The 26,712-nt window shown below is 72.2% G+C and carries 21 protein-coding genes; 6 read left to right on the top strand and 15 right to left on the bottom strand.

Going from position 1 to position 26,712, the window contains the following annotated elements:
- Positions 1 to 343: 343 nt before the first annotated feature.
- The 4 genes from ACWD5Q_RS21175 to ACWD5Q_RS21160 form a co-directional block, all read right to left on the bottom strand.
- Entirely contained in the window at positions 344 to 2,317 is a 1,974-nt protein-coding gene (locus ACWD5Q_RS21175) for an ATP-dependent DNA helicase (protein WP_451428568.1), read from the bottom strand.
- Positions 2,318 to 2,536: 219 nt separating this feature from the next.
- Positions 2,537 to 3,403, bottom strand: a complete 867-nt coding sequence (locus tag ACWD5Q_RS21170; protein ID WP_451428567.1) for a GNAT family N-acetyltransferase — start codon at positions 3,401 to 3,403, stop codon at positions 2,537 to 2,539.
- Positions 3,404 to 3,442: 39 nt separating this feature from the next.
- The gene (locus ACWD5Q_RS21165) at positions 3,443 to 5,509 is read right to left on the bottom strand and encodes an IucA/IucC family protein (RefSeq protein WP_451428566.1); all 2,067 of its coding nucleotides are present in this window, start codon (positions 5,507 to 5,509) and stop codon (positions 3,443 to 3,445) included.
- A 320-nt stretch (positions 5,510 to 5,829) separates the two neighbouring features.
- Positions 5,830 to 7,326: a diaminobutyrate--2-oxoglutarate transaminase family protein gene (locus ACWD5Q_RS21160; RefSeq protein WP_451428565.1), complete on the bottom strand. Its 1,497-nt coding sequence runs from the start codon at positions 7,324 to 7,326 to the stop codon at positions 5,830 to 5,832.
- Between the two features lie 347 nt (positions 7,327 to 7,673).
- Between ACWD5Q_RS21160 and ACWD5Q_RS21155 the strand changes: the two genes are divergently transcribed.
- On the top strand, positions 7,674 to 8,339 hold the full coding sequence (locus ACWD5Q_RS21155; protein WP_451428564.1) for a hypothetical protein: 666 nt from the start codon (positions 7,674 to 7,676) through the stop codon (positions 8,337 to 8,339).
- A 68-nt stretch (positions 8,340 to 8,407) separates the two neighbouring features.
- Here the strand turns inward: ACWD5Q_RS21155 and ACWD5Q_RS21150 are convergent, their stop codons facing one another.
- The gene (locus tag ACWD5Q_RS21150; protein WP_451428563.1) at positions 8,408 to 10,720 is read right to left on the bottom strand and encodes an FdhF/YdeP family oxidoreductase; all 2,313 of its coding nucleotides are present in this window, start codon (positions 10,718 to 10,720) and stop codon (positions 8,408 to 8,410) included.
- Between the two features lie 325 nt (positions 10,721 to 11,045).
- Here ACWD5Q_RS21150 and ACWD5Q_RS21145 point away from each other — a divergent pair, with 325 nt between their 5' ends.
- The 3 genes from ACWD5Q_RS21145 to ACWD5Q_RS21135 all read left to right on the top strand — a co-directional run bounded on the left by ACWD5Q_RS21145 (position 11,046) and on the right by ACWD5Q_RS21135 (position 13,322).
- On the top strand, positions 11,046 to 11,507 hold the full coding sequence (locus ACWD5Q_RS21145; protein WP_451428562.1) for a GreA/GreB family elongation factor: 462 nt from the start codon (positions 11,046 to 11,048) through the stop codon (positions 11,505 to 11,507).
- Positions 11,508 to 11,577: 70 nt separating this feature from the next.
- Entirely contained in the window at positions 11,578 to 11,955 is a 378-nt protein-coding gene (locus tag ACWD5Q_RS21140; protein ID WP_451428561.1) for a hypothetical protein, read from the top strand.
- Between the two features lie 140 nt (positions 11,956 to 12,095).
- On the top strand, positions 12,096 to 13,322 hold the full coding sequence (locus ACWD5Q_RS21135) for a trypsin-like serine peptidase (RefSeq protein ID WP_451428560.1): 1,227 nt from the start codon (positions 12,096 to 12,098) through the stop codon (positions 13,320 to 13,322).
- Positions 13,323 to 13,485: 163 nt separating this feature from the next.
- Here ACWD5Q_RS21135 and hflX read toward each other — a convergent pair whose 3' ends face one another.
- The 6 genes from hflX to miaA form a co-directional block, all read right to left on the bottom strand.
- Positions 13,486 to 14,976: a GTPase HflX gene (gene hflX, locus ACWD5Q_RS21130; protein ID WP_451428559.1), complete on the bottom strand. Its 1,491-nt coding sequence runs from the start codon at positions 14,974 to 14,976 to the stop codon at positions 13,486 to 13,488.
- Positions 14,977 to 15,142: 166 nt separating this feature from the next.
- Positions 15,143 to 16,645, bottom strand: coding sequence for a M1 family metallopeptidase (locus ACWD5Q_RS21125; RefSeq protein ID WP_451428558.1), 1,503 nt, complete (start codon positions 16,643 to 16,645; stop codon positions 15,143 to 15,145).
- A gap of 122 nt (positions 16,646 to 16,767) precedes the next feature.
- A complete protein-coding gene (locus ACWD5Q_RS21120) occupies positions 16,768 to 18,996 on the bottom strand; it encodes a RelA/SpoT family protein (RefSeq protein ID WP_451428557.1) in 2,229 nt (742 codons plus the stop codon).
- A gap of 425 nt (positions 18,997 to 19,421) precedes the next feature.
- On the bottom strand, positions 19,422 to 20,291 hold the full coding sequence (dapF, locus tag ACWD5Q_RS21115) for a diaminopimelate epimerase (protein ID WP_451428556.1): 870 nt from the start codon (positions 20,289 to 20,291) through the stop codon (positions 19,422 to 19,424).
- 165 nt (positions 20,292 to 20,456) lie between these two features.
- Complete coding sequence (locus ACWD5Q_RS21110; protein ID WP_451428603.1) at positions 20,457 to 20,945, bottom strand: hypothetical protein; 489 nt, start codon at positions 20,943 to 20,945, stop codon at positions 20,457 to 20,459.
- A 108-nt stretch (positions 20,946 to 21,053) separates the two neighbouring features.
- Complete coding sequence (miaA, locus tag ACWD5Q_RS21105) at positions 21,054 to 21,992, bottom strand: tRNA (adenosine(37)-N6)-dimethylallyltransferase MiaA (RefSeq protein WP_451428555.1); 939 nt, start codon at positions 21,990 to 21,992, stop codon at positions 21,054 to 21,056.
- Positions 21,993 to 22,173: 181 nt separating this feature from the next.
- On the opposite strand from miaA, the gene ACWD5Q_RS21100 reads away from it, so the two are divergent.
- Positions 22,174 to 22,434 (top strand): hypothetical protein, encoded by a 261-nt coding sequence (locus ACWD5Q_RS21100; protein WP_451428554.1) that lies wholly within the window; start codon positions 22,174 to 22,176, stop codon positions 22,432 to 22,434.
- A gap of 25 nt (positions 22,435 to 22,459) precedes the next feature.
- Positions 22,460 to 22,708, top strand: coding sequence for an antitoxin (locus ACWD5Q_RS21095; RefSeq protein WP_451428553.1), 249 nt, complete (start codon positions 22,460 to 22,462; stop codon positions 22,706 to 22,708).
- Positions 22,709 to 22,959: 251 nt separating this feature from the next.
- Here the strand turns inward: ACWD5Q_RS21095 and ACWD5Q_RS21090 are convergent, their stop codons facing one another.
- The 4 genes from ACWD5Q_RS21090 to ACWD5Q_RS21075 form a co-directional block, all read right to left on the bottom strand.
- Complete coding sequence (locus ACWD5Q_RS21090; RefSeq protein ID WP_451428552.1) at positions 22,960 to 23,679, bottom strand: class III extradiol dioxygenase subunit B-like domain-containing protein; 720 nt, start codon at positions 23,677 to 23,679, stop codon at positions 22,960 to 22,962.
- A 269-nt stretch (positions 23,680 to 23,948) separates the two neighbouring features.
- Positions 23,949 to 25,478 carry a tRNA (N6-isopentenyl adenosine(37)-C2)-methylthiotransferase MiaB gene (miaB, locus tag ACWD5Q_RS21085; RefSeq protein WP_451428551.1) on the bottom strand — a complete coding sequence of 510 codons (1,530 nt, stop codon included), beginning with the start codon at positions 25,476 to 25,478 and terminating at the stop codon, positions 23,949 to 23,951.
- 239 nt (positions 25,479 to 25,717) lie between these two features.
- Complete coding sequence (tatA, locus tag ACWD5Q_RS21080) at positions 25,718 to 25,975, bottom strand: Sec-independent protein translocase subunit TatA (RefSeq protein WP_451428550.1); 258 nt, start codon at positions 25,973 to 25,975, stop codon at positions 25,718 to 25,720.
- A gap of 363 nt (positions 25,976 to 26,338) precedes the next feature.
- A complete protein-coding gene (locus tag ACWD5Q_RS21075) occupies positions 26,339 to 26,698 on the bottom strand; it encodes an ArsR/SmtB family transcription factor (RefSeq protein ID WP_451428549.1) in 360 nt (119 codons plus the stop codon).
- Between the last annotated feature and the right edge of the window lie 14 nt (positions 26,699 to 26,712).

Here is a 26,712-nt window from a genome sequence, read left to right as displayed (position 1 = left end):
CGGGCGGACCTTCGGGCGCCCCCATGATCCGGGCCCCGGAACCCCTGCGCCGGTTCCGGGGCCCTGTGCTGTCCGGGGCGCCTACGAGTCTCCCCGTCGTTGCGCGGTCCGGGCCGCGCGGGCGGGTCGACGAGTTCCGCCGGCACGTTCGGCGGACCGAACCGGAATGGGCCGAACCGAAACGGACCGAACCGGCGCGCGGCCCCGGGCGCGCGTGCCGGACGCCTTGACGTTTCGCCGGTACGCGGACCCGTGCGGACCAGACCCCGCCGAACGCACCAGCCCGCGTTGACGGGCACCACCGGACGCATACGGAACCGCGCGAACCGGCGGCGGCCGGGCGCTACGCGCCCTGTGCCTTCGCCGCCTCGTCGATGGCCGCCAGCGATTTGCGCACCTGGTTACGGTCCGTCGTGTACCAGAAGTCGGGAAGTGACGCCTTCAGGTAGCTGCCGTAGCGGGCCGTCGCGAGCCGCTGGTCCAGCACGGCGACCACACCGCGGTCCCCGGTGGCCCGTACGAGGCGGCCGGCGCCCTGCGCCATCAGCAGCGCGGCGTGCGTCGCGGCCACGGCCATGAAGCCGTTGCCCCCCTCGTCCTCGACCGACTTCTGGCGGGCGCTCATCAGCGGGTCGTCGGGGCGGGGGAAGGGAATCTTGTCCATGACGACCAGCTGACAGCTCGGCCCGGGGACGTCGACCCCCTGCCAGAGGGAGAGCGTGCCGAAGAGGGAGGTCTTCGGGTCGGCCGCGAAGTTCTTGATCAGCTCGCCCAGCGTCTCCTCACCCTGGAGGAGGATCGGGAACTCCGGGATACGGGTGCGCAGCTCCTCGGCGGCGAGCTGGGCGGCCCGCATCGACGAGAACAGGCCCAGCGTCCGGCCGCCGGCCGCCTGCACCAGATCCGTCAGCTCGTCCAGCATGTCCGCCCGGTCGCCGTCCCGTGCGGGGCGTGACAGATGCTTCGCGACATACAGGATGCCCTGCTTCGGATAGTCGAAGGGGGAGCCGACGTCGATGCCCTTCCACTGCGGCAGGTCCTCCCCCTCCACACCCTCGGGGGCAAGGCCCAGGGAAGCTGCCACGCCGTTGAAGTCGCCGCCCAGCTTCAGCGTGGCGGAGGCGAGGATCACCGAGCGGTCCGTGAAGAGTTTCTCCCTGAGAAGCCCCGACACCTTCAGCGGGGCGACGCGCAGGGTCGCGCCGAAGCGGTCGTGGCGCTCGTACCAGACGACGTCCCACTCGGAGCCATGGGTGATCCGCTCCGCCACGTCGTGCACGCTCTCCACGGAGGCCAGCGCCTGCTTGCGGACGGCGTCCTCGTCCTGGACCGATCTGTCCCGGGTGGCGCCGAGCGCCGAGATCACCGCACGGGAGGCGTCGCGCAACGCCATCAGGGCGTACGCGAGGTCCTCCGGGATCTCCTCCAGACGCCCGGGCAGGGCCAGCTCCATCAGCCGCTCGAAGCCCTCGGCGGCCGTCTGGAGCTGGTCCGCGGCCTTCTCGTCGACGAGTTTGGCGGCGCGGCGCACCGCACGGTTGACCTGGCCGGGGGTGAGCTCGCCGGTGGCGGCCCCCGTCACCCGGGAGACCAGTTCGTGCGCCTCGTCGACGATCAGCACCTCGTGCTGTGGGAGGACCGGCGCGCCCTCGATGGCGTCGATCGCGAGCAGCGCGTGGTTCGTGACGACCACCTCGGCGAGCTTGGCGCGCTCACGGGCCATCTCGGCGAAGCACTCGGCGCCATAGGCGCACTTCGAAGCACCCAGGCACTCCCGGGAGGACACGGACACCTGGGCCCAGGCGCGGTCGGAGACTCCTGGAGTGAGGTCGTCCCGGTCGCCGCTCTCCGTGTCCTGGGACCAGTCGCGCAGCCGCAGCAGATCCTGGCCCAGCTTGCTGCTGGGCGCGGCGGCCTCGAACTGGTCGAAGAGGCCGTCCTCCTCGTCCTGGGGCACGCCCTCGTGCAGTCGGTGCAGGCACAGGTAGTTCGACCGGCCCTTGAGCATCGCGAACTCCGGGCGGCGGCGCAGCAGCGGATGCAGTGCCTCCACCGTGCGCGGCAGGTCCCGCTCGACGAGTTGGCGCTGCAGCGCCAGGGTGGCGGTCGCCACCACGACGGGTGACCCGTGTGCGAGCGCGGGCACCAGATAGCCGAGCGACTTGCCCGTACCGGTGCCGGCCTGGACCAGCAGATGGGTGCCGTCGTCGATGGCCTCCGCGACGGATTGGGCCATGGTCACCTGGCCGGGGCGCTCCGTACCGCCGACGGCTGTGACGGCTGCATGCAGGAGTTCGGGGAGTGAGGGCTTCGTCATAGCGCGACCACCCTACGGCCCGGCACCGACAGGCGGGGGATCAAGGCCGCGGCGCACGGGGCGTGCATGGGTGGTGCGGGGGTTCGGGACGGTGCGGCGAGCCGCGTGGGTCGGGTGCCCGGGCCGGTCCGAGGGCGGAGAGCGGGCGGATTCGGCACGAGGGCTCCTCGGCTCGGAACTCCTACGGAGCGATGTCCGTTATGGAGAGTGAAGGCACTGTTACGGCAGTTGGCACAGGATCCGGTCCCGGACCATGAGAGCGGCCCGCTTACCGGGCAGGTCGACCTCGGCGGAGAACCGGAAGCCGGCGCCCAGAAAGGCGGCGATGGAGGGTGTGTTGCGAAGGTCGGGTTCGGCGAGGACGCGGGCGCAGGCGGGACGCCGGTCGAGGACGAGATCGGCGACGGTGCGCAGCAGGGTGGAGCCGAGGCCGCGTCCTCGGGCGGAGACCTCCCCGATGAGGAGGTGGATTCCGGTGTCGTGGGGGCGGGCGGGATAGTGGCGGGCCAGGGGATCGAGGTCGGCGCGGTAGACCTCCCAGTAGCTCATCGGGGTGCCGTCCAGTACGCCCAGGCACGGGACGCTGCGTCCGTCACCGGCGAGTTGGGCGCGCAGGTGCCGCTCGGTCACCGACTCGTCTCCCGCCAGCTCCCAGAAGACCGCGACGGTGGGGTCGTTCATCCAGCGGGCGAGAAGGGGGAGATCATGGTCGAGGCGGACGGGGACGAGGCGGAAGACGCCGGCGGGGGTGGTGGTCGGACCCCAGTCGGCGAGATGACCGAGGAGGTCGGCGCCCTGCGGGGCGGCGAGAGGGGCGAGGGGTGCGGCGGGTGCCTCTCCCGGGTCCCCGGCCGGCGTGGGCACGCCCGGCCCGTCCCGGTCCGGCTCCTCCTCCGCTCGCAGCGCCATGAACCCGTCGGGCAGCCGGAGATCGAGGGTGTCCTCGCCGTCGGGGCCGGAGCCCGAACCCGGTTTCGGGTTCGGGGCGGGGACGGCTTCGGCTCGGGACGTGGGGCCTGGGGCGGTGTGGGGCCTCCTTGGCGCGGAGGCGGTGCCGGCGTCGGTGCTGGCATCGGTGGCAGACACGACGACGCTCCTCTCAGATGACGGGGCGGGACATGTTCCTCAGAAATGAAGGGGGTTGGCGAGGGTGACGTAGACGGACTGGGTGTCCACCGGGCCGACGAGTTCATCGAGGCCGTGCAGCCGGGTCAGCAGGTTGGCCTTGCACCGCAGGACGGGTGAGTCGAGCAGACGGGCGGGCAGGGGCGTGCGCAGCCGGCTGGGGCCGGTGGCCGCCTCGGCGAGGAAGCGGCGGAAAGCGGCGAGCAACAGCGTTTCGTCGGCGAGGCGTTGCGAGCCGAACGCGCCGATGAGACCGAGCACGTTGTTGATGCCGAGGTAGTAGGCGAAGCGCTCGTCGGTGACCTCGTCGGAGACGAACGTGTCGCTGTGCTCGCCGATGCCGGGCAGCCGGGAGTCGAGTTCGGCACGGCGGGACTCGCGGAAGTAGTAGCCCTGGTTGTCCCGGTAGCGACCGCCCGCGGGCCAGCCCTCGGAGTCCAGCAGGATCACGGTGTTCTGCTGGTGCGCTTCGAGAGCGATGCCGGCTTCGCCGTCCAGCCAGAGGACCGGGCGCACGACGTGTGCGAGGTAGCGCAGGAACCACTCGATGGCGACGGCACCGGGCGAGCGTCCGGTGCGCCCGGCGAGGCGCGCGATGATCTCGGCGAGCCGGGAGGAGTGCGCAGGCTGCTGCCGTCCGGCGGTCCGGGCATGGCATGCGGGCGCGACGAGTCCGGCGACGCAGGAGGCATGGTCCGCCGGGGTGAACGGGTTGTGACGGATCATCACGTCCAGTCCGGTCACGGGGATGCCGTCCGCGTCGTCGACGGCGAGCCAGGCGGGGTCGCGGACGATGTCGAAGCCGGGGTGGGCCGACCGCCACTGCCGGCCGAGGCCGCTGCGCAGCAGGCGGTGCACCTCGACGCCCCGGTGGAGTTCCTTGCGGAGGTTCTCACGGCGGGAGTTGGTGATGCGCAGGCCCAGCGACAGCTTGAGCATCGCGGGGGCGCCCGAGCGGTACACGGTACGGACGGAGGAGGTGGGGTGCCAGGGTTCGCCGTGCGGGCCGAGGTCCCGGAGCCGTCCGGCGTCGAGCAGGGCCCTGACCGCGGGACGGTGCAGGACATCGCCGGCCTGCCAGGGGTGCAGCGGGAGCGCGGCGAAGCCGTCGGGCAGGGGGAGAGCCGGGCCCGCGAGGCGTTCGGTCAGCCGGGCGGCGGGCGCGGGCCGGCCGCGTTCGGTCCAGGCCGAGTCGGTGGCGAGAAGGGAGGGTGCGACCGCGAACCAGTGCAGCGGAAAGGTGCCGCGCAGTTCGGGCGAGTAGAGCCGGGCCTCGGCCTCGGACAGGCCCTCGCGGCTTTTGGCCGTGGGGTGCATCGGGTGCCCGAGCAGCAGCGCCTGCTCGGCGGAGAGGAAGAAGTCGGCCGCGTCTGCCGGGCGCGCACGGCGTTCCGCGATGAAGGTCGCGGTGCGGTGCGCGGAGTCGGCTACCCGGCGCACCAGATCGGCGCTGTGGCTGGGGACGGGGTGCCACGCAGGCTCCGCGCCGGGGTCCGGCACACAGTCCGGTGCCTCCTGCGCGCCGGTCTCCCGCGCGGAGTGCAGTGCCTCCTGCGCGCTGGTCTCTCCTACGGGACCCGGTGGGGCGCCAGGCGTGGCAAGTGTTCCGGAGGATGCCGCGGCGCCTGGGTCCGCGTGAGGGGGCCGAAACGGTGCGGCGGGGGTCGCGGTTGCGGTCGCCTCGCGTGCCAGCAGCGTCGCAACGGTCAGGGCGTCCGCGGGCGGGGCCCACTGCGGAGCGTCCGCCAGGCGGGGTGGGCCGAAGCGGTGCCAACCGGTCGCGGACCGGTAGCGGACCGGGACGAGGAGGGCGGAACCACTGGCGGGGAGCGGGATCCGGAGGGTGGCAGCGGCGGGAACGGCGAGGCCTCTCTCGCGTACCCAGCAGCGCAGCAGGTTCTCGACGGTCGCGGCCTGGGCCGCGGTATCCGGGTCGGGGTGCTCCAGCGGGTCGGCGGTGACGACGCGCGACTCCCTGACTGCCGAGGCGCGCCCGTCGGGCGCCGGGTCCGGGTCGCCGGACCCGGGGGACGGACCGCCGGCCACCGCGATCGGACCAGTGGTCACGGGGGACGGGCCGCTGGTCACGGCGGACGGGCCAGTGGTCGCGGGGCTCGGTTCGGCGGTTACCGGAATCGTCGACTTCTGTCGGGGGAAGGTGACCGGACTCAGCGGGGCCCCGGCGGGCTCCGTGCGACTGGTCTCCGGCTCGATGGGGAGCGCGGCGGCGTCAGCAGAAGGGGGCGTGCCGTTCAAGAGCGTTCCTGGAGGGTAGTTCGAGCCCGTGCGGCGACGGGCCGTGGGGCGAGGAGCTGGAGCTAAGGGGCGAGGGCGAGGGCGAGGCACCATAGGTGCTCTGGTGCTGGTCGCTGGGAGCGGCGGGAGGCTCAGGGCCGGACGGTGCGGGCAGGCTCCCGAGCGACCGCAGCCACCGCGTCGGCGAACCGGTCCAGGACCGCGCTCGTCTGCTCATCGCTGATCGTCAGGGGTGGGAGCAGCCGGACCACGCTCGTGTGCCGCCCGCCCAGTTCGACGATCAGGCCGCGCCGCAAGCACTCCCTCTGGACGGCTGCGGCCAGGGCGGGGGCGGCGGGGCGGGGTGCCGCGCCGGCGGGGCCGACGGCCGGGGCGTCGGGCTGCGTCGGTTCCGGTGTGGAGTCGGGGGCGGGGTCGGGGTCGGGGTCGACCAGCTCGATGCCGATCATCAGCCCCCGGCCGCGTACGTCCCCGATGCACGGGTACTCCGCTGCCAGTGCGCCCAGTCGGGCGAGCATGTGGGTGCCGAGCGAGGCGGCGCGTTCGGCGAGGCGGTTCTCCCGGACGTAGGCGAGGGTCGCGACGCCGGCGGCCATCGCGAGCTGGTTGCCGCGGAACGTGCCGGCGTGCGCGCCGGGTTGCCACACGTCGAGGTCGTCGCGGTAGACGACGACGGCGAGCGGCAGGCTGCCGCCGATCGCCTTGGAGAGGACCATCACGTCCGGTACGACCCCACTGTGCTCGACGGCCCAGAACCGCCCGGTGCGCCCCACACCCGTCTGCACCTCGTCCGCGATCAACGGGATCGACCGGGTCTCGGTGATCTGCCGCATACGGCGCATCCAGGCGTCCGGAGCGGGATTCACCCCGCCCTCGCCCTGGACGGGTTCGAGGATCATCCCGGCAGGCAGCGGTACGCCCGACTTGGTGTCGTCCAGGACGGACTCGGTCCAGCGGGCGGCGAGTTCGGCGCCGTACTCACCGCCGACGCCGAACGGGCAGCGGTAGTCCTGCGGATACGGCAGGCGCGTCACCCGCACATCGGTCGCTCCTCCGGAGGCCTCGAGCGCCCCCGCGGTCATCCCGTGATACGCCCCGGTGAAGGCGAGGATCCCGCTCCGGCCGGTGGCGATGCGCACCAGCTTGAGCGCGGCCTCCACGGCGTCCGTCCCGGCCGGACCGCAGAACTGCACACGCGCGCGCTCGGCGAAGGCCGGCGGGAGCGTGCGGAACAGCTCGGTGGTGAAGGCGTCCTTGACGGGCGTGGCCAGGTCCAGCACATGCAGCGGTGCCCCGGAGTCGAGGACCTTGCGGATGGCCTCCAGGACGACGGGGTGGTTGTGCCCGAGGGCCAGGGTGCCCGCGCCGGAGAGGCAGTCGAGGTAGCGGCGCCCGTCGGCGCCCTCGATGGTGAGGCCGCGCGCCCGCACGGGCACGATCGGCAGGGCGCGCGCGTAGGTGCGCGCCGCGGATTCGCGCGCCGACTGCCGGCGCAGAATGCCCTCGTACGCCGAGCGCGCTCCCCGGGTTCCCCCAGCCCCTTCACACGCCGGGGGCCGACGCTCCTCTTCCGCGCGCCCCTCCGATTCGCCCTCCACCGGCACCACCGCAGTCTCCGACACGGTCACGACGTCAGTTCCTCCCACTGTTCAGAGGGGACGGGGCGAGGGCTCCCGCGCGAATGACAGGTCACCCCGTACGGATCAACGACGTGAACGGCCCCTGGAAGCGGGTGGCGGCAAGATCCTTGCCGGGGCCCGCCGACGCGGACGCCCGGCGCCGGGGCCGCCCCTGCGGGAACGAGCCCATAGCCCGCATGGGCCGCCAGACGCGCGTGTCCCGGTATGGGGCGGCATGGTGGTGGTGCGGGGCTCCGGCCGGCTGCTCCCGTGCCCCCGCACCCCGCAGTGCGCGGCCGTGAGGGAGCGCCCGATCGGGACGGCAAGCCTGCAAGCCCCTATGGCTGGGAGGATTCATGCGGGAGAAGCTGCTGAGCAAGATCGAGGACCGGCTGTCGCGCCTGCGTCACGACGTGTCGCAGATCTCGAGGGATCGTTCGGCACCCGTCGGCTTCGGCATCGACGGCGCGCTGGTCAGCGACCTCGTCGACGGCACCCTCGCCCCGCGGCAGGAGGCGGAACTCGCTCGGCAGGTGGCGCTCCTGTTGCCCTACCGCTGGGCGCAATCCCCTGCGTCTGCGGCGGCGATGTCGGAGGTCACCGACCATCTCGGCGGTCAGCGCGAGCTGCTGGTCTGGCTGGACCGCTTCCCCGGCCTGCCCCGGCTGGCGGCCCGGCTGTATGCGTTCATGGGGGTCCTCGACCAGCTCAGCGAGAACTCCGCCGTGGTCACCGCGTTGCGTGAGTTCCGGGAGCGGACGCCCTACCCGGCGGGCCTCAGGGGCTACCTGGTACCGGAGACCGACGACGAGACCCTCGCCGGCATCGCCTTCCGGATCGAGGAACTCCTCAGTGAGGGGGAGACCGCCCAGGCCGTCGAGCTCGCGCTCGCCATGGCGGAGTGCCTCCGGCAGGTCGCGCCGCGCGCCGAGGAGGGCGGCCCCGGACTGGACGACTTGGGCAAGCTGATGGAGCACAGCCGCGAGGACCTTCGGGAAGCAGCCGCCGAAGTCTCCTCTTAGCTCGACGCCTCTCTCGGCTCGCGTCGGCCGAGAGAGGACTTCCCGGAGCAGCCGACCCCGCGGCTCTCTCAGGTGGCGGGGGCGATGGTGACTTTGACGTGTTTCATGAGCGGCTGGTTGCTCTGGGTGCTGTAGTCGCAGATCGCGACCAGCGCGTTCATCTCCGGCATGTAGCCGGCCGCGCAGCCGCGGGGGATGTCGTAGGGAATGGCGAGGAAGCCGTTGAGGTGACGGTGACTGTCGTCCTTGGCGGTGCTGGTGATGTCGACCGGATCCAATTCGGCGATGCCGCGCTCGCGCATGTCGTCCTCGTTCATGAAGACGAGCGTGCGCAGGTTTCTGATGCCGCGGTAGCGGTCGTTGTCCGAGTAGATGGTCGTGTTCCACTGGTCGTGCGAGCGCATGGTGCCCAGCGCCAGGGTGCCGGGGGCCGGGACCACGTCGGGCAGGGACGCGGTGGAGAACTCGGCGCGTCCCGAAGGGGTCAGGAAGACCAGTTCGCGGGCCGGCTGCTTGATCCGGAAGCCGAGCGGCAGACGCACCCTGCGGTTGAAGTCCTCGAAACCGTCCAGGACCTGGGCCATGGTGTCGCGGATGCGGTCGTAGTCCTCGATGTACCACTCCCAGGGCGTGCGGCTGTCCGGCAGGGCGGCGCGGGCCATCCCCGCGATGATGGCGGGCTCGGACAGCAGATGCCGCGACGCGGGCCGCTTCATGCCGATGGACAGGTGGACCATGCTCATCGAGTCCTCGACCGAGGTGCTCTGGATGCCGTGGCGCTGGTGGTCCTTCTCCGTGCGGCCCAGGCACGGCAGGATGAGCGCACGCCGGCCGTGCACGAGATGGCTGCGGTTGAGCTTGGTGCTCACGTGGACGGTGAGGTCGCATCTGCGCAGCGCCTCGTGGGTGTAGGGGGTGTCGGGCGCGGCGAGGGCGAAGTTGCCGCCCATGCCGACGAAGACCTTCACGTCGCCGCGGTGCATCGCCTGGACGGTGCCGACGGTGTCCAGGCCGTGCTCATGAGGCGGGTCGATCTCGCAGACCTCGGCCAGGCGCTCCAGGAAGTCCTCGGTGGGCCGGTGGTCGATGCCACAGGTCCGGTTTCCCTGGACGTTGCTGTGCCCGCGCACGGGGGACGGTCCCGCTCCCTCGCGCCCCAGATTGCCGCGCAGCAGAAGGAGGTTGATGATCTCCCGGGCGGTGTCGACGCCGTGTTCGTGCTGGCTGACGCCCAGACACCAGCTGATGATGGTCCGGTCGGCGTCGCGGTACACGCGTGCCGCCTTGAGGATCTCGGCGCGATCGACCCCCGACTGGCGCTCGATCTCCGCCCAGGAGGTGTCCTCGCACAGGGCCCGGTACGCGTGGAAGCCCGAGGTGTGGCGGTCGACGAACTCCTGGTCCAGTGCCTTGGGGTCGGTCTTGGCCTGTTCCAGGATCGCCTTGGCGACGCCGCGCAGGAGCGCCATGTCGCCGCCGATACGCGGTTGCAGATTCAAGGTGCTGGTACGCGTCGTCTTGAAGAGGGCCATGTCCGTGAAGTCGTGCGGCACGATGGTGCGCGTGGCGGCGGCCTCGACCAACGGGTTGATGTGCACGATCTGGGCGCCACGGTGGTATGCCTCGGCCAGGGCCGTGAGCATCCTGGGCGCGTTAGAGGCGGCGTTGACGCCCATGATGAACAGGGCGTCGGTGCTCTCCCAGTCCTTGAGGTCAACGGTCCCCTTGCCGGTTCCCAAGGACGCCGCCAGCGCGCGACCGCTGGCCTCGTGGCACATGTTGGAACAGTCGGGCAGGTTGTTCGTGCCCAGTTCGCGGGCCATCAACTGGTAGAGGAAGGTGGCCTCGTTGCCGAGGCGGCCGGAGGTGTAGAACGACGCCTGATTCGGGTTGTCCAGTTCGCGCAGGGCACGGCCGACCAACCCGAACGCGTCGTGCCAGCCGATCGGCACGTAGTGGTCCGACTCCGGGTCGTAGACCATCGGTTCGGTCAGCCGGCCCTGGTCCTCCAGGGCGTAGTCGCTCCAGCCGGACAGTTCCGTGACCGAATGGGCGGCGAAGAACTCTCGGCCGACCCGCTTGTGGGTCATCTCCCACGTGACGTGCTTGATGCCGTTCTCGCAGATGTCCAGGTGCAGGCCCTTGGTGTCGTCGGGCCAGGCGCATCCCGGGCAGTCGAAGCCATCGTTCTCGTGGTTCATCCGCATGATCGCCCGTGGTCCGTCCACAAGGGATCGTCCGCGCATAAGAACCCGGCTCACGCTCTTGGCCGCACCCCAGCCCGCGGCGGGGTGGTGGTAGGGGTGGAAGAACGGTTCGCCCTTGGGTGCGGCCCCTACTCGGGGGTCGAGCCCTTCCTGGTCGTCATGTGAGGCGTGCAAGAGTCTCACCCTTTCGCCTGACGGGCGTGGGCCGGTCCCGGCACTTCTTGTCAGGCTATGCCGGTGGATCAGACGGTGCCACGCGACGGGTGACGGCCCCGCGTCGGCGGCTTCCCCCTGCCCGCCGAGGGGGGCGTTCGCCGCCGGAGCCCGGTGGCGTGGCCCCCGTGCCGTCCCCTGGCCGGTCGCGGTTCCCCACGGCACAGGACGGCGCGACCACACAGCGCAAGGCGGCACGATACGGTGCGATACGGGCCCCAAATCCGGCTGATATGATCGATAACACCCCGTTTGGGACCCTCCCTCCGCACCCCGAGGAGCAGGCATGCCCAGCGAACCAGCGCCGATCAGCAAGGCCGGCCGCCACGCCCTCGAACAAGAGCTTGCCGACCTCCACGCCGAACGCAGGATGGTCGCGGCGACGCTACGGGACTCCGCCTCGGCGGTGGGCGACCGCGGCGACGAGGCCGACGAGTTGCAGCGCGCCAACGAGCTGCAGCGTCTGGACGCCCGGATCTCGACGATCACCACACGGCTCCGTCAGGCGGAAACGGCAGGGCCGCCGCCCACCGACCTGGTCGGCGTGGGCAGCACGGTCACCGTGCGGTTCCCCGACGGCACGGTGGAGACCCTCCAGATCGGCGAGTCTGCCGAGGAGTTGGACGCGACGCTGGTCACGGCCGACAGCCCGCTCGGGCGCGCCCTCCTCGGCCACCATGCTGGCGACACGGTGAGCTACGACGCGCCCGAGGGGCAGGTGACCGCGGTGGTGGTGTCCCTGGGGTAGCCACCCGACCGGACGGTGGTGCCCGCTGGAACATGACCGTGCTGGTGGGCTGCGGCGTGGCCCTCGCCGCGTGGGCGCGACCGGCGGCGGCTGGAGCCGGCACCGCCGCGGTGGCCGCGGCGACGGCCTGGTTGCGGGAGCGGCTCTGACCGCAGGAGCGGTTCCGGCCACGGGAACGGCGAAGATCATCTGTGATGCCGCGCGGCTGAGCGCGCTGGGCGCGGTGCTGCTGCCGTTCTCGTCCGCGGCGGCGGCCCACGACGCGACCAGGAGTGCCTACGTACTCCCGTACACCGCCCTCGCGGCGGCGGGGGAGGCCCCGGCCTGGCTGCTGGGCGTGTCGGGCCGGCTGGTGCGTCCGGACCGGCCGCAGCGTCTGGCGGTGGCCACCGCTTTCCGTAATACACCGCGGCACTGTCGGCATCTGTCGTGTTCGCCGGAGTCATGAGCGGACTCCTGACACGAGGCACACCGGGAAGAATGCACGACCGGACCACGGGAGGCCCTTGGTCAGCACGCCCGCGGAGACACACGACGTTAGTCTGGAAAGCCGTTCAATACCGGCTCATGGCAGGGGGAGTTCAGATTATGCGACGCACACGCCCGCTCTTCACCGTGCGCGGGAAAGGGAGCGTGCGCGGCAGAACCTCCCCGATTCTGACGGCAGTCGGCCTCGCCGCAGCGCTGGCGCTGACCGCGACCGCGTGCGACTCCGGCGGCACTTCCCAGGCGAGCGGCGGGGCGAGCGCGTCCGCCTCCTCCGCCGACGGCGGAAAGATAAACATCCCGGACGACATCAAGCAGAAGCTCAAGCAGCACGGGATCGACGTCGACAAGTGGGTGAACGGCGCCTGGAAGAACTGGACGAAGGACGGCTGGCTGCGCGACGCCGACGACTTCATCAACCCCATCATCAAGGACCTGTGGAATCCGGACCGGATGCGCAAGGCCAATGATCCCAGCAAGGTCGTGGGCGCCAACGATCTCAAGGGTGACCAGGGCGTCACCGACCCGACCCCCGCGCCGGTGAAGGCGCAGGCCGTACCCACCGCGTACCACGAGCACGCGCCCACGGCGGGCAAGGTGTTCTTCGACTCCCCCAAGGGCACGATGGTCTGCTCGGCGACCGTGGTGAAGGATCCGGCGCACCCCGGCAAGTCCAACCTGGTGTGGACGGCGGGCCACTGCGTGCACGCCGGCAAGCAGGGCGGCTGGTACCGCAACATCGTGTTCGTGCCGGCGTACAACAACACCGGGCTGACGGAGGCCCAACTGGCCGGTGCCACACGGCAGCAGATCGCCCCGTACGGTGTCTGGTGGGGTGACGGGGCGCAGACCTCGAAGCAGTGGATCGAGCAGGGCGGCGAGACCGGCGGCCAGGGCGCGCCCTACGACTTCGCCGTCATCCATGTGACGCCGGAGGGGGGCCCCGGCGGGAAGTCGCTGGAGGAGACGGTCGGTTCAGCGCTGCCGGTGAACTTCGCCGCGCCGACCGTGCCGAAGGTCGACAGCATCACGGCGACCGGCTACCCGGCCGCGGCGCCGTACGACGGCCAGAATCTGTACCAGTGCCAGGACAAGCCGAGCCGGCTCTCCATTGTGCGGACGGACCCGACGATGTACCGCATCGGCTGCACCATGACGGGCGGTGCGTCCGGCGGCGGCTGGGTGGAGCGGGGCGCGGACGGCAGGCCCGCGCTGGTCTCGAACACCTCGATCGGTCCGTCGACCTCAGGCTGGCTGGCCGGACCTCGGCTGGGCCAGGTGGCCAAGGATGTGTACGACTCGGTCAGCGAGAACTTCGCGACCCAGTGACGGGCTGCGACGGGGCGTGACGAGTCGTCGCGCGCTACCGGGTACAGACGGACGCCGGTGAGGAGCCGGGACGGCCTGTACGGCGGTCGGTGACGGGGCGCTCGGTACCGCGCGCGAAGGCCCGCTCCCCCCTCTCGGGGGAGCGGGCCTTGCGGATGGTGGGTCAGAGCGCGGGAGCCGGGACGTACGGTGCCAGCTCCGCCGCCAGTTCCTCGTGCACCCGAACCTTGAGCAGCGTGCCCTCCGGGGTGTGCTCCTCGGAGATCACCTCGCCCTCGGAGTGGGCGCGCGCGACCAGACGGCCCTCGGTGTAGGGCACGAGCGCCTCGACCTCGACCGCCGGCCTGGGCAGCTCGGTGTCGATGAGCGCGCGCAGTTCCTCGATGCCCCGGCCGGTACGCGCCGAGACCGCGATGGCGCGCTTCTCGACCCGCAGCAGCCGCTGGAGCACCAGGGGGTCGGCCGCGTCCGCCTTGTTGATCACGACGATCTCGGGTACGTCCGTGGCGCCGACCTCGCTGATCACCTCGCGCACGGTGGCCAGCTGCTCCTCCGGATCCGGGTGGGAGCCGTCCACCACGTGCAGGATCAGATCGGCGTCGCCGACCTCCTCCATGGTGGAGCGGAACGCTTCGACCAGGTCGTGCGGCAGGTGGCGGACGAAACCGACCGTGTCCGCCATGGTGTACAGCCGTCCGCTCGGGGTCTCCGCCCGGCGCACGGTCGGGTCCAGGGTCGCGAACAGCGCGTTCTCGACCAGGACGCCCGCGCCCGTGAGGCGGTTGAGCAGGGAGGACTTTCCGGCGTTGGTGTAGCCCGCGATGGCGACCGAGGGCACCTTGTGGCGCCTGCGCTCCTTGCGCTTGATCTCGCGGCCGGTCTTCATCTGCGCGATCTCCCGGCGCATCCGCGCCATCTTCTCGCGGATCCGCCGCCGGTCCGTCTCGATCTTGGTCTCACCCGGGCCACGGGTCGCCAGACCGCCGCTGCCGCCGCCCATCTGCCGGGACAGCGACTGACCCCAGCCGCGCAGCCTCGGCAGCATGTACTGCATCTGGGCGAGGGCGACCTGCGCCTTGCCCTCTCGGGACTTGGCGTGCTGGGCGAAGATGTCCAGGATCAGGGCCGTACGGTCGATGACCTTGACCTTGACGACGTCCTCGAGGTGGATGAGCTGGCCGGGGCTCAGCTCACCGTCGCAGATGACCGTGTCCGCGCCCGTCTCGAGAACGATGTCCCGCAGCTCATCGGCCTTGCCGGAGCCGATGTAGGTGGCCGCGTCGGGCTTGTCCCGGCGCTGGATGACGCCGTCCAGCACGAGTGCGCCGGCGGTCTCCGCGAGGGCGGCCAGCTCGGCCAGCGAGTTCTCCGCGTCCTGCGCGGTCCCCGAGGTCCACACCCCGACGAGCACGACGCGCTCCAGGCGCAGCTGCCGGTACTCGACCTCGGTGACGTCTTCGAGCTCGGTGGACAGGCCCGCGACCCGGCGCAGGGCCGCGCGCTCGGAGCGGTCGAACTGGTCGCCGTCCCGCTCTCCGTCGATCTCGTGGCTCCAGGCGACGTCCTCTTCCATCAGGGCATCGGCCCGAAGACCCTCGGGGTAGGCGTGCGCAACGCGCGTGGTGTCCTGGGAAGGGGAAGAAGAGGAGGTCATTGGGTCCTTACGTCGTTGGGGATTCTGTCTTGCGGCGACGGTGTGGGCCGCCGCGGCCACACCACTCGCACAGGTCACAACGCTCGGGCCGCCCGGGAGATTCCCGTCGCCCGGCCTGGGACCGCGCCGCCGACCCGTCGATGGTCGCACGGCACGCCCCGTCCCGTCATCCGAGTTCTCGCCCGCCTCGGAGCTCTCCGGCAGAGTCACTCTTCCAGTCCGGGTGGCCCGGCATCGGCGGGGTCTTCCGGCCGTAGAGCCAGCCCTGGAAGAAGGCGCTCAGATCGCGCCCGGCCTCGCGGGACGCCAGTTCCTCGAAGTCGGCCGTGGTCGACGTGCCGTCCCTGTGCAGGGAGACCCAGGCCCGCTCCAGGCGCTCGAAGGCGGGGCGCCCGATCTCCTGGCGGAGCGCGTACAGCACGAGCGCCGCGCCGTCGTAGACGTTCGGCCGGAAGATCGCGATCTTCTGGCCCGGCCGCGGCGGCTCGGGGGCCGCGGGCGGGCCTCCGGTGGCGCGCCAGCGGTCGGACAGGCGGTACGCCGCCTTCATCCGCGCCTCCATCGGCCGGTGCGCGGTCTCCTCCGCGTACAGCGTCTCGTACCAGGTGGCGTGTCCCTCGTTGAGCCACAGGTCGGACCAGGTGCGGGGGCTGACGCTGTCACCGAACCACTGGTGGGACAGCTCGTGCACCATGATCGACTCGACGTACCACCGGGGGTAGGCGGGGTTGCCGAACACCTCTTTCTCAAAGAGGGAGAGCGTCTGTGTCTCGAGTTCGAAGCCGGTTCGTGCGCGGGCGATCAGCAGCCCGTAGGTCTCGAAGGGATACGGGCCGACCTTCCCCTCCATCCAGGCGATCTGGTCGGGGGTCTTCGCCAGCCAGGGTTCGAGCTCCGCCGCGTCCTGGGCGGGCACGACGTCGCGCAGGGGCAGCCCGTGCGGGCCGCGGCGCTGCAGCACGGCGGTGCGGCCGATGGAGATCTGGGCGAGTTCGGTGGCCATGGGGTGCTGGGTGCGGTAGCTCCAGGTCGTGGCGCCGGCGGTGTGCCGGGTGCCCACCGGGAGGCCGTTGGCCACGGCCGTGTAGCCGTCCGGCGCGGTCACGTGGAAGGTGAACAGCGCTTTGTCGGAGGGGTGGTCGTTGCAGGGGAAGACCACGTGGGCGGCGTCGGCCTGGTTGGCCATCACCAGCCCGTCGTCGGTCTGCACCCAGCCGCCCTCCCGGCCCTTCTGGGGCGCCGGGTCGCTGGTGTGCCGCACGGTGATGATCAGTACGCCGCCCTTGGGGAGCGGGGCGGCCGGTGTGATCACCAAGTCCTCCCCCGCGGCGGTGAAGTTCGCGGGCGCGCCGTTGACGTCGACGGACGCCACCGTGCCGTGCGTAAAGTCCAGGTTGACGCTCTCCAGGCGCTCTGTGGCGCGCGCACGGATCCTGGTGACCGCGGTGAGCGGCTTGCTGTTGCTGCCGGGGTAGGTGAAGGAGAGGTCGTACGACAGGACGTCGTAGCCGGGGTTTCCGAGCGTCGGGTAGAGCCGGTCGCCGATGCCCAGGGGCTCGGCGGGCCCGGGGGCGCCGGCGGCCACCAGACAGCCGGAGACGACACAGGCGAGCAGGGCCGCCCGGGCACGCCGGGCACGGGGGATCACGGAACGGGGGGTGTGCGGCATGGACCACGGCTACCAGCGCGCGTGCGTCGCGCGGTGACGGCGCGCGCCGGGCCCACCCGAACGGGTTCAGCTCCGGCCACCCGCGCCCCGGGCCGCCGCCCGGCGGGACGGCCCTACGGCGATCAGCGGGCGGCCGCCGCGGCGTGCTGGGCCCGGCTGACGTCGTACACGCCGGGCACGTTCCGCATCGCGCGCATGAGGGCGGGCAGGTGTGCCGCGTCCGGGAGTTGCAGTGTGTAGGTGTGGCGCACGCGCTGCTGGCTGGGCGGCTCGACGGTGGCGGAGACGATGGCCACGCCCTCCAGGGCGATGGCCTCGGTGAGGTCCGCGAGGAGATGCGGGCGCCCGAACGACTCGGCGACGAGGGTGACCCGGCAGTCGGTGGTGTCGCCCCAGCGCACGCCGATCTCCGCTCGCCCTGTGCTCTTCATACGCGCCACTCCCGCGCATTCGACGCGGTGTACGGTCACCGCGCCCCCGCGTACGGCGAAGCCGGTGACCTCGTCGGGCGGCACGGGCGTACAGCAGCCGGCCAGACGGACGGAGGCGCCGGGCAGGTCGACGACCGCGTTGGCGGCGCGTGCGCCGGACGTGTCCGACGCGGGGAGGGCGGGTGGGCGGGAGGGAAGCGCGGGCGGGCGGGCGGCGGTGTCGGGCGCGGTGGTGTGCGCGCCGGCGCCGTCCGGTGCGGCCTCGGCGCCGTGCCGCGCGGAGCCCCGTGCCGGTGCGGCGCCGGACGGGTCCGCCGGCGCGGGATGCGCCGCCAGCCGGCGCTGGATGGCGATCCGCGCGGCGGGCGTGCGCGCGTGTTCCAGCCACTCCCTGGAGGGCTCGGAGGCCGGGTCCTGACCCATGAGGAGCTGCACCGCGTCGCCGTCCTTCAGGACGGTGCCCAGCGCCGCGAGCCGGCCGTTGACGCGGGCGCCGATGCAGGCGTGGGCGTCCTCCCCGTACTGCGCGTAGGCGGCGTCCACACAACTCGCGCCCTCCGGGAGCCCCAGTGCGCCCCCGTCGGGGCGGAAGACGGTGATCTCCCGGTCCTGGGCGAGATCCTCGCGCAGCGTGGACCAGAAGGTGTCGGTGTCCGGGGCGGCCTCCTGCCAGGTCAGAAGGCGCGAGAGCCAGCCGGGGCGGGTGGGGTCGACGCGCTCGCCGTCGGAGGGGTCGTCGGACGCGGGAGCGTAGGGATTGCCGAGCGCGATCACCCCCGCCTCCGCGACCTGGTGCATCTGGTGGGTGCGGATGAGGACTTCGGCGATCTCGCCGTCCTCGCGCGCGACCGCGGTGTGCAGCGACTGGTACAGGTTGAACTTGGGGACGGCGATGAAGTCCTTGAACTCCGAGACCACCGGGGTCATACAGGTGTGCAGCTCGCCGAGGACCCCGTAGCAGTCGGCGTCCTCGTTCACCAGGACCAGGAGCCGGCCGAAGTCGGCGCCGCGCAGCCGGCCCCGCTTGCGCGAGATGCGGTGCACGGAGACGAAGTGCCGCGGTCTGATGAGGACTTCGGCCTGGATGTCCGCCTCGCGCAGGACCGTGCGCACCTGTTCGGCCATGGCGATGAGCGGGTCGTCCCCGTGTGCCGCGTTCTCGACGATCAGCTCCCGGGTGTGCTCGTACTCCTCGGGATGCAGGATCGCGAAGACGAGGTCCTCCAGCTCGGTCTTGAGCGCCTGGACGCCGAGGCGTTCGGCGAGCGGGATGAGCACGTCCCGGGTGACCTTGGCGATACGCGCCTGCTTCTCCGGGCGCATCACACCGAGGGTGCGCATGTTGTGCAGGCGGTCGGCGAGTTTGATCGACATCACGCGGACGTCGTTGCCGGTCGCGACGAGCATCTTGCGGAAGGTCTCGGGCTCGGCGGCGGCGCCGTAGTCGACCTTCTCCAGCTTGGTGACGCCGTCGACGAGGTAGCGGACCTCCTCGCCGAACTGCTCGCGCACCTGGTCGAGTGTCACGTCCGTGTCCTCGACCGTGTCGTGGAGGAGGGACGCGGTCAAGGTGGTGGTCTCGGCCCCGAGTTCGGCGAGGATCAGGGTCACGGCGAGGGGGTGCGTGATGTACGGCTCGCCGCTCTTGCGCATCTGCCCACGGTGTGAGGATTCGGCCAACAGATAGGCGCGGCGCAGTGGTTCGTGGTCAGCGTCGGGATGGTGGGCGCGGTGCGCCTCGGCGACATGGCCGATCGCGTCGGGCAGCCGGTCGCGGGTGGCGGAACCGAGCAGGGCGACGCGCCCCAGGCGGCGCAGGTCGATCCGGGGGCGGCTCTTCCTGCGGTGCGTCCCCGGCGCCGTGGCGGCGGGGACGGGGGCGGGGGCGGGGGTGGCAGGGTTCGTGGCCTCCGCACTCATGGGGCACCTCCGGCTCGTGGACCGGCGGACGGAGTGCCCCCTGGCATACGCGGCGCAGGGGATGGCGATGGTCCCCCGTCCGGGCCGGTGCTTGATGCTATCGAGCCCATCACGCCCGCCCGACCGGCTCTCGCCGAGCGTGAAACGGATCACCCATTCGAGCGACGATCCGGGGGTTTACGGCTTTCAGCCGGAGGCCAAGGTACCGACCGTCGATTCGAACGCACCCGGCCGTCCCAGGCTGCGGATCGGAACGGCCCGAGGGGGCCGGACTGCGATCCGCAGCCATGCGGTGGGGGGACCGAGGGCGCTTTCCGGTCACCGTAGTGTGCTGAGCGTCACGTTCCCGCGCTACCCCATGCTTCAGCGCGCCGCCCGTTCGCCCCCACGGAGGTGCTGGCCGACGGGGTGTGACGGGGTGTCGGTCAGCGGGTCGCGGCCCGCAGCCACTCGGTGTCGATCTCTCCCTCGGCGACGATCACCGCCGGGCCGGTCATCTCGATCTCGCCGTCCGGACGTTCGGTGATCGTCAGGGTGCCGCCGGGAAGGTCCACGGTGTACGTCACCGGGGTGCCCGTGACGGCCGGGTCGGCGCCGTCGCGGCGAGCCGCGGCGACGGCCACCGCGCACGCGCCCGTGCCGCACGAGCGGGTCTCGCCGGAGCCCCGCTCGTGGACGCGCATCGCGACGTGCCGGGGAGCGCGGTCGACCACGAACTCGACGTTCACCCCGTCCGGGTAGACGGCGGCCGGGCTGAACGGGGGCGGGGTGTACAGGTCGCCCGCGTACGCGAGGTCGTCGACGAAGGCCACCGCGTGCGGGTTGCCCATGTTGACGTTACGGGCCGGCCAGCTGCGCTCGCCGACGTTCACCGTGACCTGTTCCTCGGGGAGGAGGGCCCGGCCCATGCCGACGGTGACGTCACCGTCCTTGGCGATGTGCACGGTCTTGACGCCTCCGCGCGTGGCGACCGCGAGGTCTCCCTCGGCCACGTGCCCGGCCCGCTGGAGGTAACGAGCGAACACCCGCACACCGTTGCCGCACATCTCCGCGATCGAGCCGTCCGCGTTGCGGTAGTCCATGAACCACTCCGCCCGGTCGGCCATCTCCTGGGCCTCGGGGTGCGCGGCGGAGCGCACGACGTGCAGCAGACCGTCGCCGCCGATGCCCGCGCGGCGGTCGCACAGGGCGGCGACGGCGGATGCGGGCAGGTCGATGACGTTCTCGGGGTCCGGGACGATCACGAAGTCGTTCTCCGTGCCGTGCCCCTTGAGGAAGGCGATCCGCGTGCTCATCCCTCGATCGTACGGGGTCGCCACGACACCGGGACGAGCGGACCGGCGGGCGGACGGCCAGGTCACGACGGGCGGAGAGGGTTCGTCGGGAGAGACGGACGACCCGGTCACGACGGGCGGAGAGGGCCCGTCGGGAAAGGCGGACGGCCCGGTGGTCCCGGCGGCTCAGCGCAGCCGGGCCACGCGCCACACGGCCAGCACGACCACCGCGGCGACCAGCACGACGTAGGTGAGGACGACCCGCCAGTCCGGGCGCCGCCCGGAGCCGCGCTGCGGCAGGCCCGGCCAGGTGTAACCGACCCGGCGCGCGGCCATCATGCCCCAGCCGGCCGCGCAGGAGAAGATCAGCAGGCCGAGCATGGCGACCACGGCCCCGCCGTCACCGAACTCGAAGGCCAGCGGGAAGGCGAACATCAGGGAGCCCACCGCCGCCAGCGCCACGATGGGGGCGAGCTGCCAGGTCCGCAGCCGGCGCTGCGGGCGCAGCTCGACCTCGACCTCGAGCCCGGTGGACAGCTCGTCCACGCCCGGCCCGTCGTCCGTCACACCGCCCGGCGGCTGATCGTCGGGACCATCGGAACTGAGCCGTGGGTCCCCGGCCTCCACGGTGTCATGCTCCGCGCTCTCTGCGGTGTCGCGAGGGCCGGCCTCCATCGCCACGCGCCCTCCCCACTCGGACTCCACTTGGTCGATCGAAGCTCGATGATGGCATGCCGCCGGAGGCCCGGATGACGAGCGGAGCGTCCCGATGCCATCACGTGATCAGGCTGTAACCGGTCGTTCGACCAACGCCAGCGCGAGGTGCGGGAGTTCCCGCAGGTCCGCCGCCGCGCCACTGAGCCAGTGCACCCGCGGGTCACGGCGGAACCAGGAGTCCTGACGGCGTGCGAAGCGCTTGGTAGCGCGTACGGTTTCCGCGCGCGCCTCCTCCAGCGTGCACTCCCCCGCGAGCGCCGTGAGCACCTGCTGGTATCCCAGCGCGCGCGACGCCGTACGCCCCTCCCGCAGACCCTGCGCCTCCAGTGCGCGCACCTCGTCCACGAGTCCCGCCTCCCACATCCGGTCGACCCGGCGCGCGATGCGCTCGTCGAGCTCGGGGCGCGCCACGTCCACGCCGATCTGGACGGTGTCGTAGACCGAGTCATGGCCCGGGAGGTTGGCCGTGAAGGGCTTACCGGTGATCTCGATGACCTCCAGGGCCCGGACGACACGGCGGCCGTTGCTCGGCAGGATCGCCCGCGCGGCCTCCGGGTCCGCGGCGGCCAGGCGCGCGTGCAGTGCTCCCGAGCCGCGCAGGACGAGCTCGCCCTCGAGCCGGGCGCGCACCTCCGGGTCGGTTCCGGGGAATTCGAGGTTGTCGACCGCGCCGCGCACGTACAGACCGGATCCGCCCACCAGGATCGGCCAGCGGCCCTCGGCGAGCAGGGCGTCGATCCGGGCGCGGGCGAGGCGTTGGTACTCCGCCACGGACGCCGTGACCGTCACGTCCCAGATGTCCAGCAGATGGTGCGGGATGCCGCCGCGCTCCTCGGGTGTCAGTTTGGCGGTGCCGATGTCCATCCCCCGGTAGAGCTGCATCGAGTCGGCGTTGACGACCTCGCCGCCGAGGCGCTGGGCAAGGAAGACACCCAGATCGGACTTTCCGGCCGCGGTCGGTCCGACGACGGCGATGACCCGCGGTGCGGGGGCTGCGCTACTCACCGCAACAGTCTCGCAAACCTCCGGACCCCTCCTCGAACGAGCGACGTTACGCCCCGTATGCGGGGTCGTTGCCTGATGCGAGGTTCCGGTCGCCGACGGGAGAGCGGGAAGGCCGGGCCACGCAAACGGGCGCACCGGGCTACGCGGTATTTCGCCCGCACGAGTAACGTATGGAGTAGTTATGGGCGTTTTTGCACGGCTTTTCCGGCGGTCGAGGACAACGGAGGAGGCGCAGTCCGCGGCGACGGAGGCCGCGCGGACGACGGCCGGGAGCGAGGCGGAGGCGACGGACGCGGACAAGGGGGCGGCCGGGGCCGAGACCGGACCGGAGACGGTGGCGGAGGAGACAGCTCCGGCCACCGGCGACGGCGTCGGGATTCCCCGGCAGCAGTCCGCCGCGGAGGCCGCCGAGAACGAGGTCGAGGAGGGCGCCCGCACGTAACCGCGCTTCGCAGGGAAGGTGGACCATGGGTCTCGTGGACAACCTGATGGCCAAGGTCTCGAGCTTCGCACAGCAGCACGAAGAGAAGGTCGATCGTGGCCTGGACAAGGCCGCGAAGATGATCGACGAGAAGACCAAGGGCAAGTACAGCGGCAAGATCGACACGGGCACGGGCAAGGCGAAGCACGCGATGGAGCGCCTCGCGCACCGGGACACCGGCCCGACGGCCGGTGGGCAGACGCCGCCGGAAGCACCGCCGCCCCCGGCGTCCTGACACGGCACGACTCATCGCCGGACGGCCGCGAGGCGCAGGGCCTCCCGGCCGTCCGGCGTCTCCCTGTTCTCTGACCGTCACGGGTCGGCGGCCGAAGCGTCGGGCGTCGGGCGTCGGGCGTCGGGCGTCGGGCGTCGGGCGTCGGGGCGAGCCGTACGGCTTCGGCGGGGTTGACGCGTGGGTGGACACGGCGCGTGCAGGCGCGTCACGGACCGTCCGCGCGCGGTCGTACGCCCCCGCCGGCGGGCGTGCTACGACCAGGTCGCCACCAGATACCCCACCCCGTAGGGCGCGTCGTCGTACAGCAGCGCGCCGGTGAGGTCCGCGCCCCGCGCCGCGCCCGCGAGGATCTGCCAGGGCGCCCGGCCGCAGGCTTTCAGCTCGTGGGCCAGGCCGACGTCCAGCGCCGCCAGGGCCGCCGGGTCCGCCGCGCCGAGCGCACGCGCCACAGCGGCGTCGAAGCCGGCCGCGCGCTCGTCCAGATAGCCCGGCGCCTTGAGGGTGCGGCACGCGCTCGCATCGCCCATGACCAGCAGCGCCACCCGCTCGTCCTGCCCGGCGAGCCCCGCCCCCAGCTCGGCGCACCGCTCAGGGGCCAGCAGTTCCGGCACACCGAGCCCTTCCACGGGCGCGTCCGCCCAGCTCAGGCACTCCAGCAGCCACGCGGCGACGGCGAGCGAGAACGGCAGCTCCCGCTCCGGCGCGATCGCGTCCGGACCTTCGCCCCCGAGTCGTACGTCGGTATCCACCCCGAACCCGCTGAACGATCCCCGCGTGCCCTGCGGATGCGGCCCGCACCCGCTCTCCCGGGCGGGACCGACCACCACCAGCCGGTCGGGGCGCGCGGCGGCCAGTACGCCCAGTGCGTCCCTGCAGGCGGCACGGGCACCGTCCAGCTCGGGGGCGGCGCCCGCGGCGACCTCGGGCACGAGCAGGGGCGGACAGGGACAGACGGCGGCGGCGACAAGCATGATCCGCAGCGTAACCCCGCCGGACGGCGCCATGTCACACCCCGGACACGCGCGGCCGTACGCCCATGGTCACTCCCCGGACCCGCACAGCCGCACGCCCGCGGCCACTCCCCGGACCCGCACAGCCGCACGCCCACGCACGTACGCGACCGGCATGCCCGTGCGTGCGCGGCCCGCGGCCCGCGGCCGGAAGGCCTACGACCCGTGCGCCGCGCCCCTCGTCACGGGCCCGTGCCGTCCGCACGCACTCGCCGGAGTGACGCCCGTCGTCAGTCGCAGCCGCACGCTCCGGCCGTGACCACCGGCAGGGGCTCCGGGGCGCCGACCTTCGGCAGCCCCAGCATGACGCCGGCCGGCTTGGCGGCCTCCGCCGCGTTCCGCTTCGCCCACGCGTCGCCCGCGCCCGTGCGGCGCACGGCCAGCGTGGGGCCCTCGGCGAGCAGGTGGTGCGGGGCGGCGTACGTGATCTCGACCGTCACCACGTCGCCCGGGCGGACCTCCTCGTCCGGCTTGGTGAAGTGGACCAGGCGATTGTCGGGAGCGCGGCCGGACAGACGGTGGGTGGCACCGTCCTTGCGCCCCTCGCCCTCGGCGACCATCAGCTCCAGGGTGCGGCCGACCTGCTTCTTGTTCTCCTCCCAGGAGATCTCCTCCTGAAGGGCGGCGAGACGCTCGTAGCGCGCCTGGACGACCTCCTTGGGGATCTGGTTCTCCATGGTGGCCGCCGGGGTCCCGGGCCGCTTGGAGTACTGGAAGGTGAACGCCTGCGCGAACCGCGCCTCGCGCACCACGTGCAGCGTCTGCTCGAAGTCCTCCTCGGTCTCGCCGGGGAAGCCGACGATGATGTCGGTGGTGATCGCGGCGTGCGGGATGGCGGCCCGCACCTTCTCGATGATCCCCAGGTAGCGCTCCTGGCGGTACGAGCGGCGCATCGCCTTCAGGACCGTGTCCGAGCCGGACTGCAGCGGCATGTGCAGCTGGGGCATCACGTTCGGCGTCTCGGCCATGGCGGCGATGACGTCGTCGGTGAAGTCGCGCGGGTGCGGGGACGTGAAGCGGACCCGCTCCAGGCCCTCGATGGTCCCGCAGGCGCGCAGCAGCTTGCTGAACGCCTCCCGGTCGCCGATGTCGGAGCCGTAGGCGTTGACGTTCTGTCCCAGCAGCGTGATCTCGGAGACGCCCTCGGCGACCAGGGCCTCGACCTCGGCGAGGATGTCGCCCGGCCGACGGTCCTTCTCCTTGCCGCGCAGGGCGGGGACGATGCAGAAGGTGCAGGTGTTGTTGCAGCCCACGGAGATCGACACCCAGGCCGCGTACGCGCTCTCGCGCCGGGTCGGCAGGGTCGAGGGGAACGCCTCCAGCGACTCGGCGATCTCGACCTGTGCCTCCTCCTGGACACGGGCGCGCTCCAGCAGGACGGGCAGCTTGCCGATGTTGTGCGTGCCGAAGACGACGTCCACCCAGGGCGCCTTCGTCACGATGGTGTCGCGGTCCTTCTGCGCGAGACAGCCGCCCACGGCGATCTGCATACCGGGGCGACCGGCCTTCTTGGGCGCGAGGCGGCCGAGGTTGCCGTAGAGGCGGTTGTCGGCGTTCTCGCGCACGGCGCAGGTGTTGAAGACGACGACGTCCGCGTCGCCGTCGGAACCCTCGGGCGCGCGCACGTACCCGGCCTCCTCGAGCAGCCCGGCCAACCGCTCGGAATCGTGGACGTTCATCTGGCACCCGTAGGTACGGACTTCGTAGGTCTTGGGCACTGAGACGTCCACCGCGGGGCTCCGGTCGCTGCTGCTGGTCATGGGTCAAGGGTAGGCGTTCCGAAGGGGACCTCGGCCCGGTGATTCCCACAGCACCCGCGCCGCGCACCGACGATGTCAGCCCGGCCCAGCAGGCGGGTAATGCCTGGACGATCGCAGTCGGCCCCGCCGTGCCCACACGTCCGTCGGCGATGCTCTCACCGACGCCGCTGCCCACGATGCCGCCCGCGATGCCGCCGAACGCGAAGCCGATGGCCGCGCCGGTCGATGGAAGCCCTGGGTCAGGAGGCGGCGGCCGGCGGCTCGGCCGGCGCGGACTCGGCGGAGGTCCGGATCGCCGACGGCGTCACCGGGGCGGACTCGGGGGCGGCGGACGGGGGCGCGTTCTCGTCCTTCATCGCCTTGGCCTCGCTCTTGAGGATGCGCATCGACTTGCCGAGCGCACGGGCGGTGTCCGGGAGCTTCTTCGAGCCGAACAGCACGATGACGACGATCGCCACGATCAGCAGGTGCCAGGGTTCCAGTCCGTTGCGGAACATTGACCGTGCCCGCCCTTCCTCGCCTTGGCCGAGGGCGCCTTCCGCCGCTCGCCCATCCGATAATGGTTGCTGCCTTGCGCAACAGTACAACCAACAAGGTGGAGGGGAAGCGCCGCGAGGCCACTTAGCCCGGACCGTGACCTACGGGTGATCGCCGCCGGCCGCGGACCACCGCTCGTAGCACGCCCGGACCGCCCACAGCGCGAACGCGTACAGCGTCAGGACGACGGTGAGCAGCCGGGAGCGGCGGGACCAGGAGGAGGCACGGGCCTCGGGCAGCGCGTTGTCGCCGAGGTCCGCGAGGCGGGCGACGCGCAGGCATGGCCGACGTCGGTGGGCCGGGGCGGCGACGGTGCGACGGTCTCAGAGGCCACGGAGCCGGGTTGCCGGGGCGCGGGTGCGGGCGGCGCGGTCGCTGAGCTGGTCCACCATGAGACGCACCACGGTCACGACGTCCGCGTCGTCGACGAAGTACACCTGGCGGCGGCCCTCACGGCGGGAGCGCACCAGTCCGGCGAGCTTCAGCTTGGTCAGGTGCTGGCTCACGGCGGGAAGCGCGCCGCCGACGCGCTCGGCGAGTCCGGTGACATCGCTCTCGCCCTGTGCGAGCGCCCAGACGATGTGCAGTCGCGCGGGCGAGGCCAGCAGCCCGAACGCGGCGGCCGCCTCCGACCACACCTCGGCGGACGGGTCCTCCGGGAATCCACCGCCACCTGCCGCCACCGTCGTCGTCCCCT

The sequence above is a fragment of the Streptomyces sp. NPDC002513 genome (genome assembly GCF_053595355.1).
Note: the sequence above shows the minus strand (reverse complement) of the source record. Positions and strands in the feature narration are given on the sequence as shown.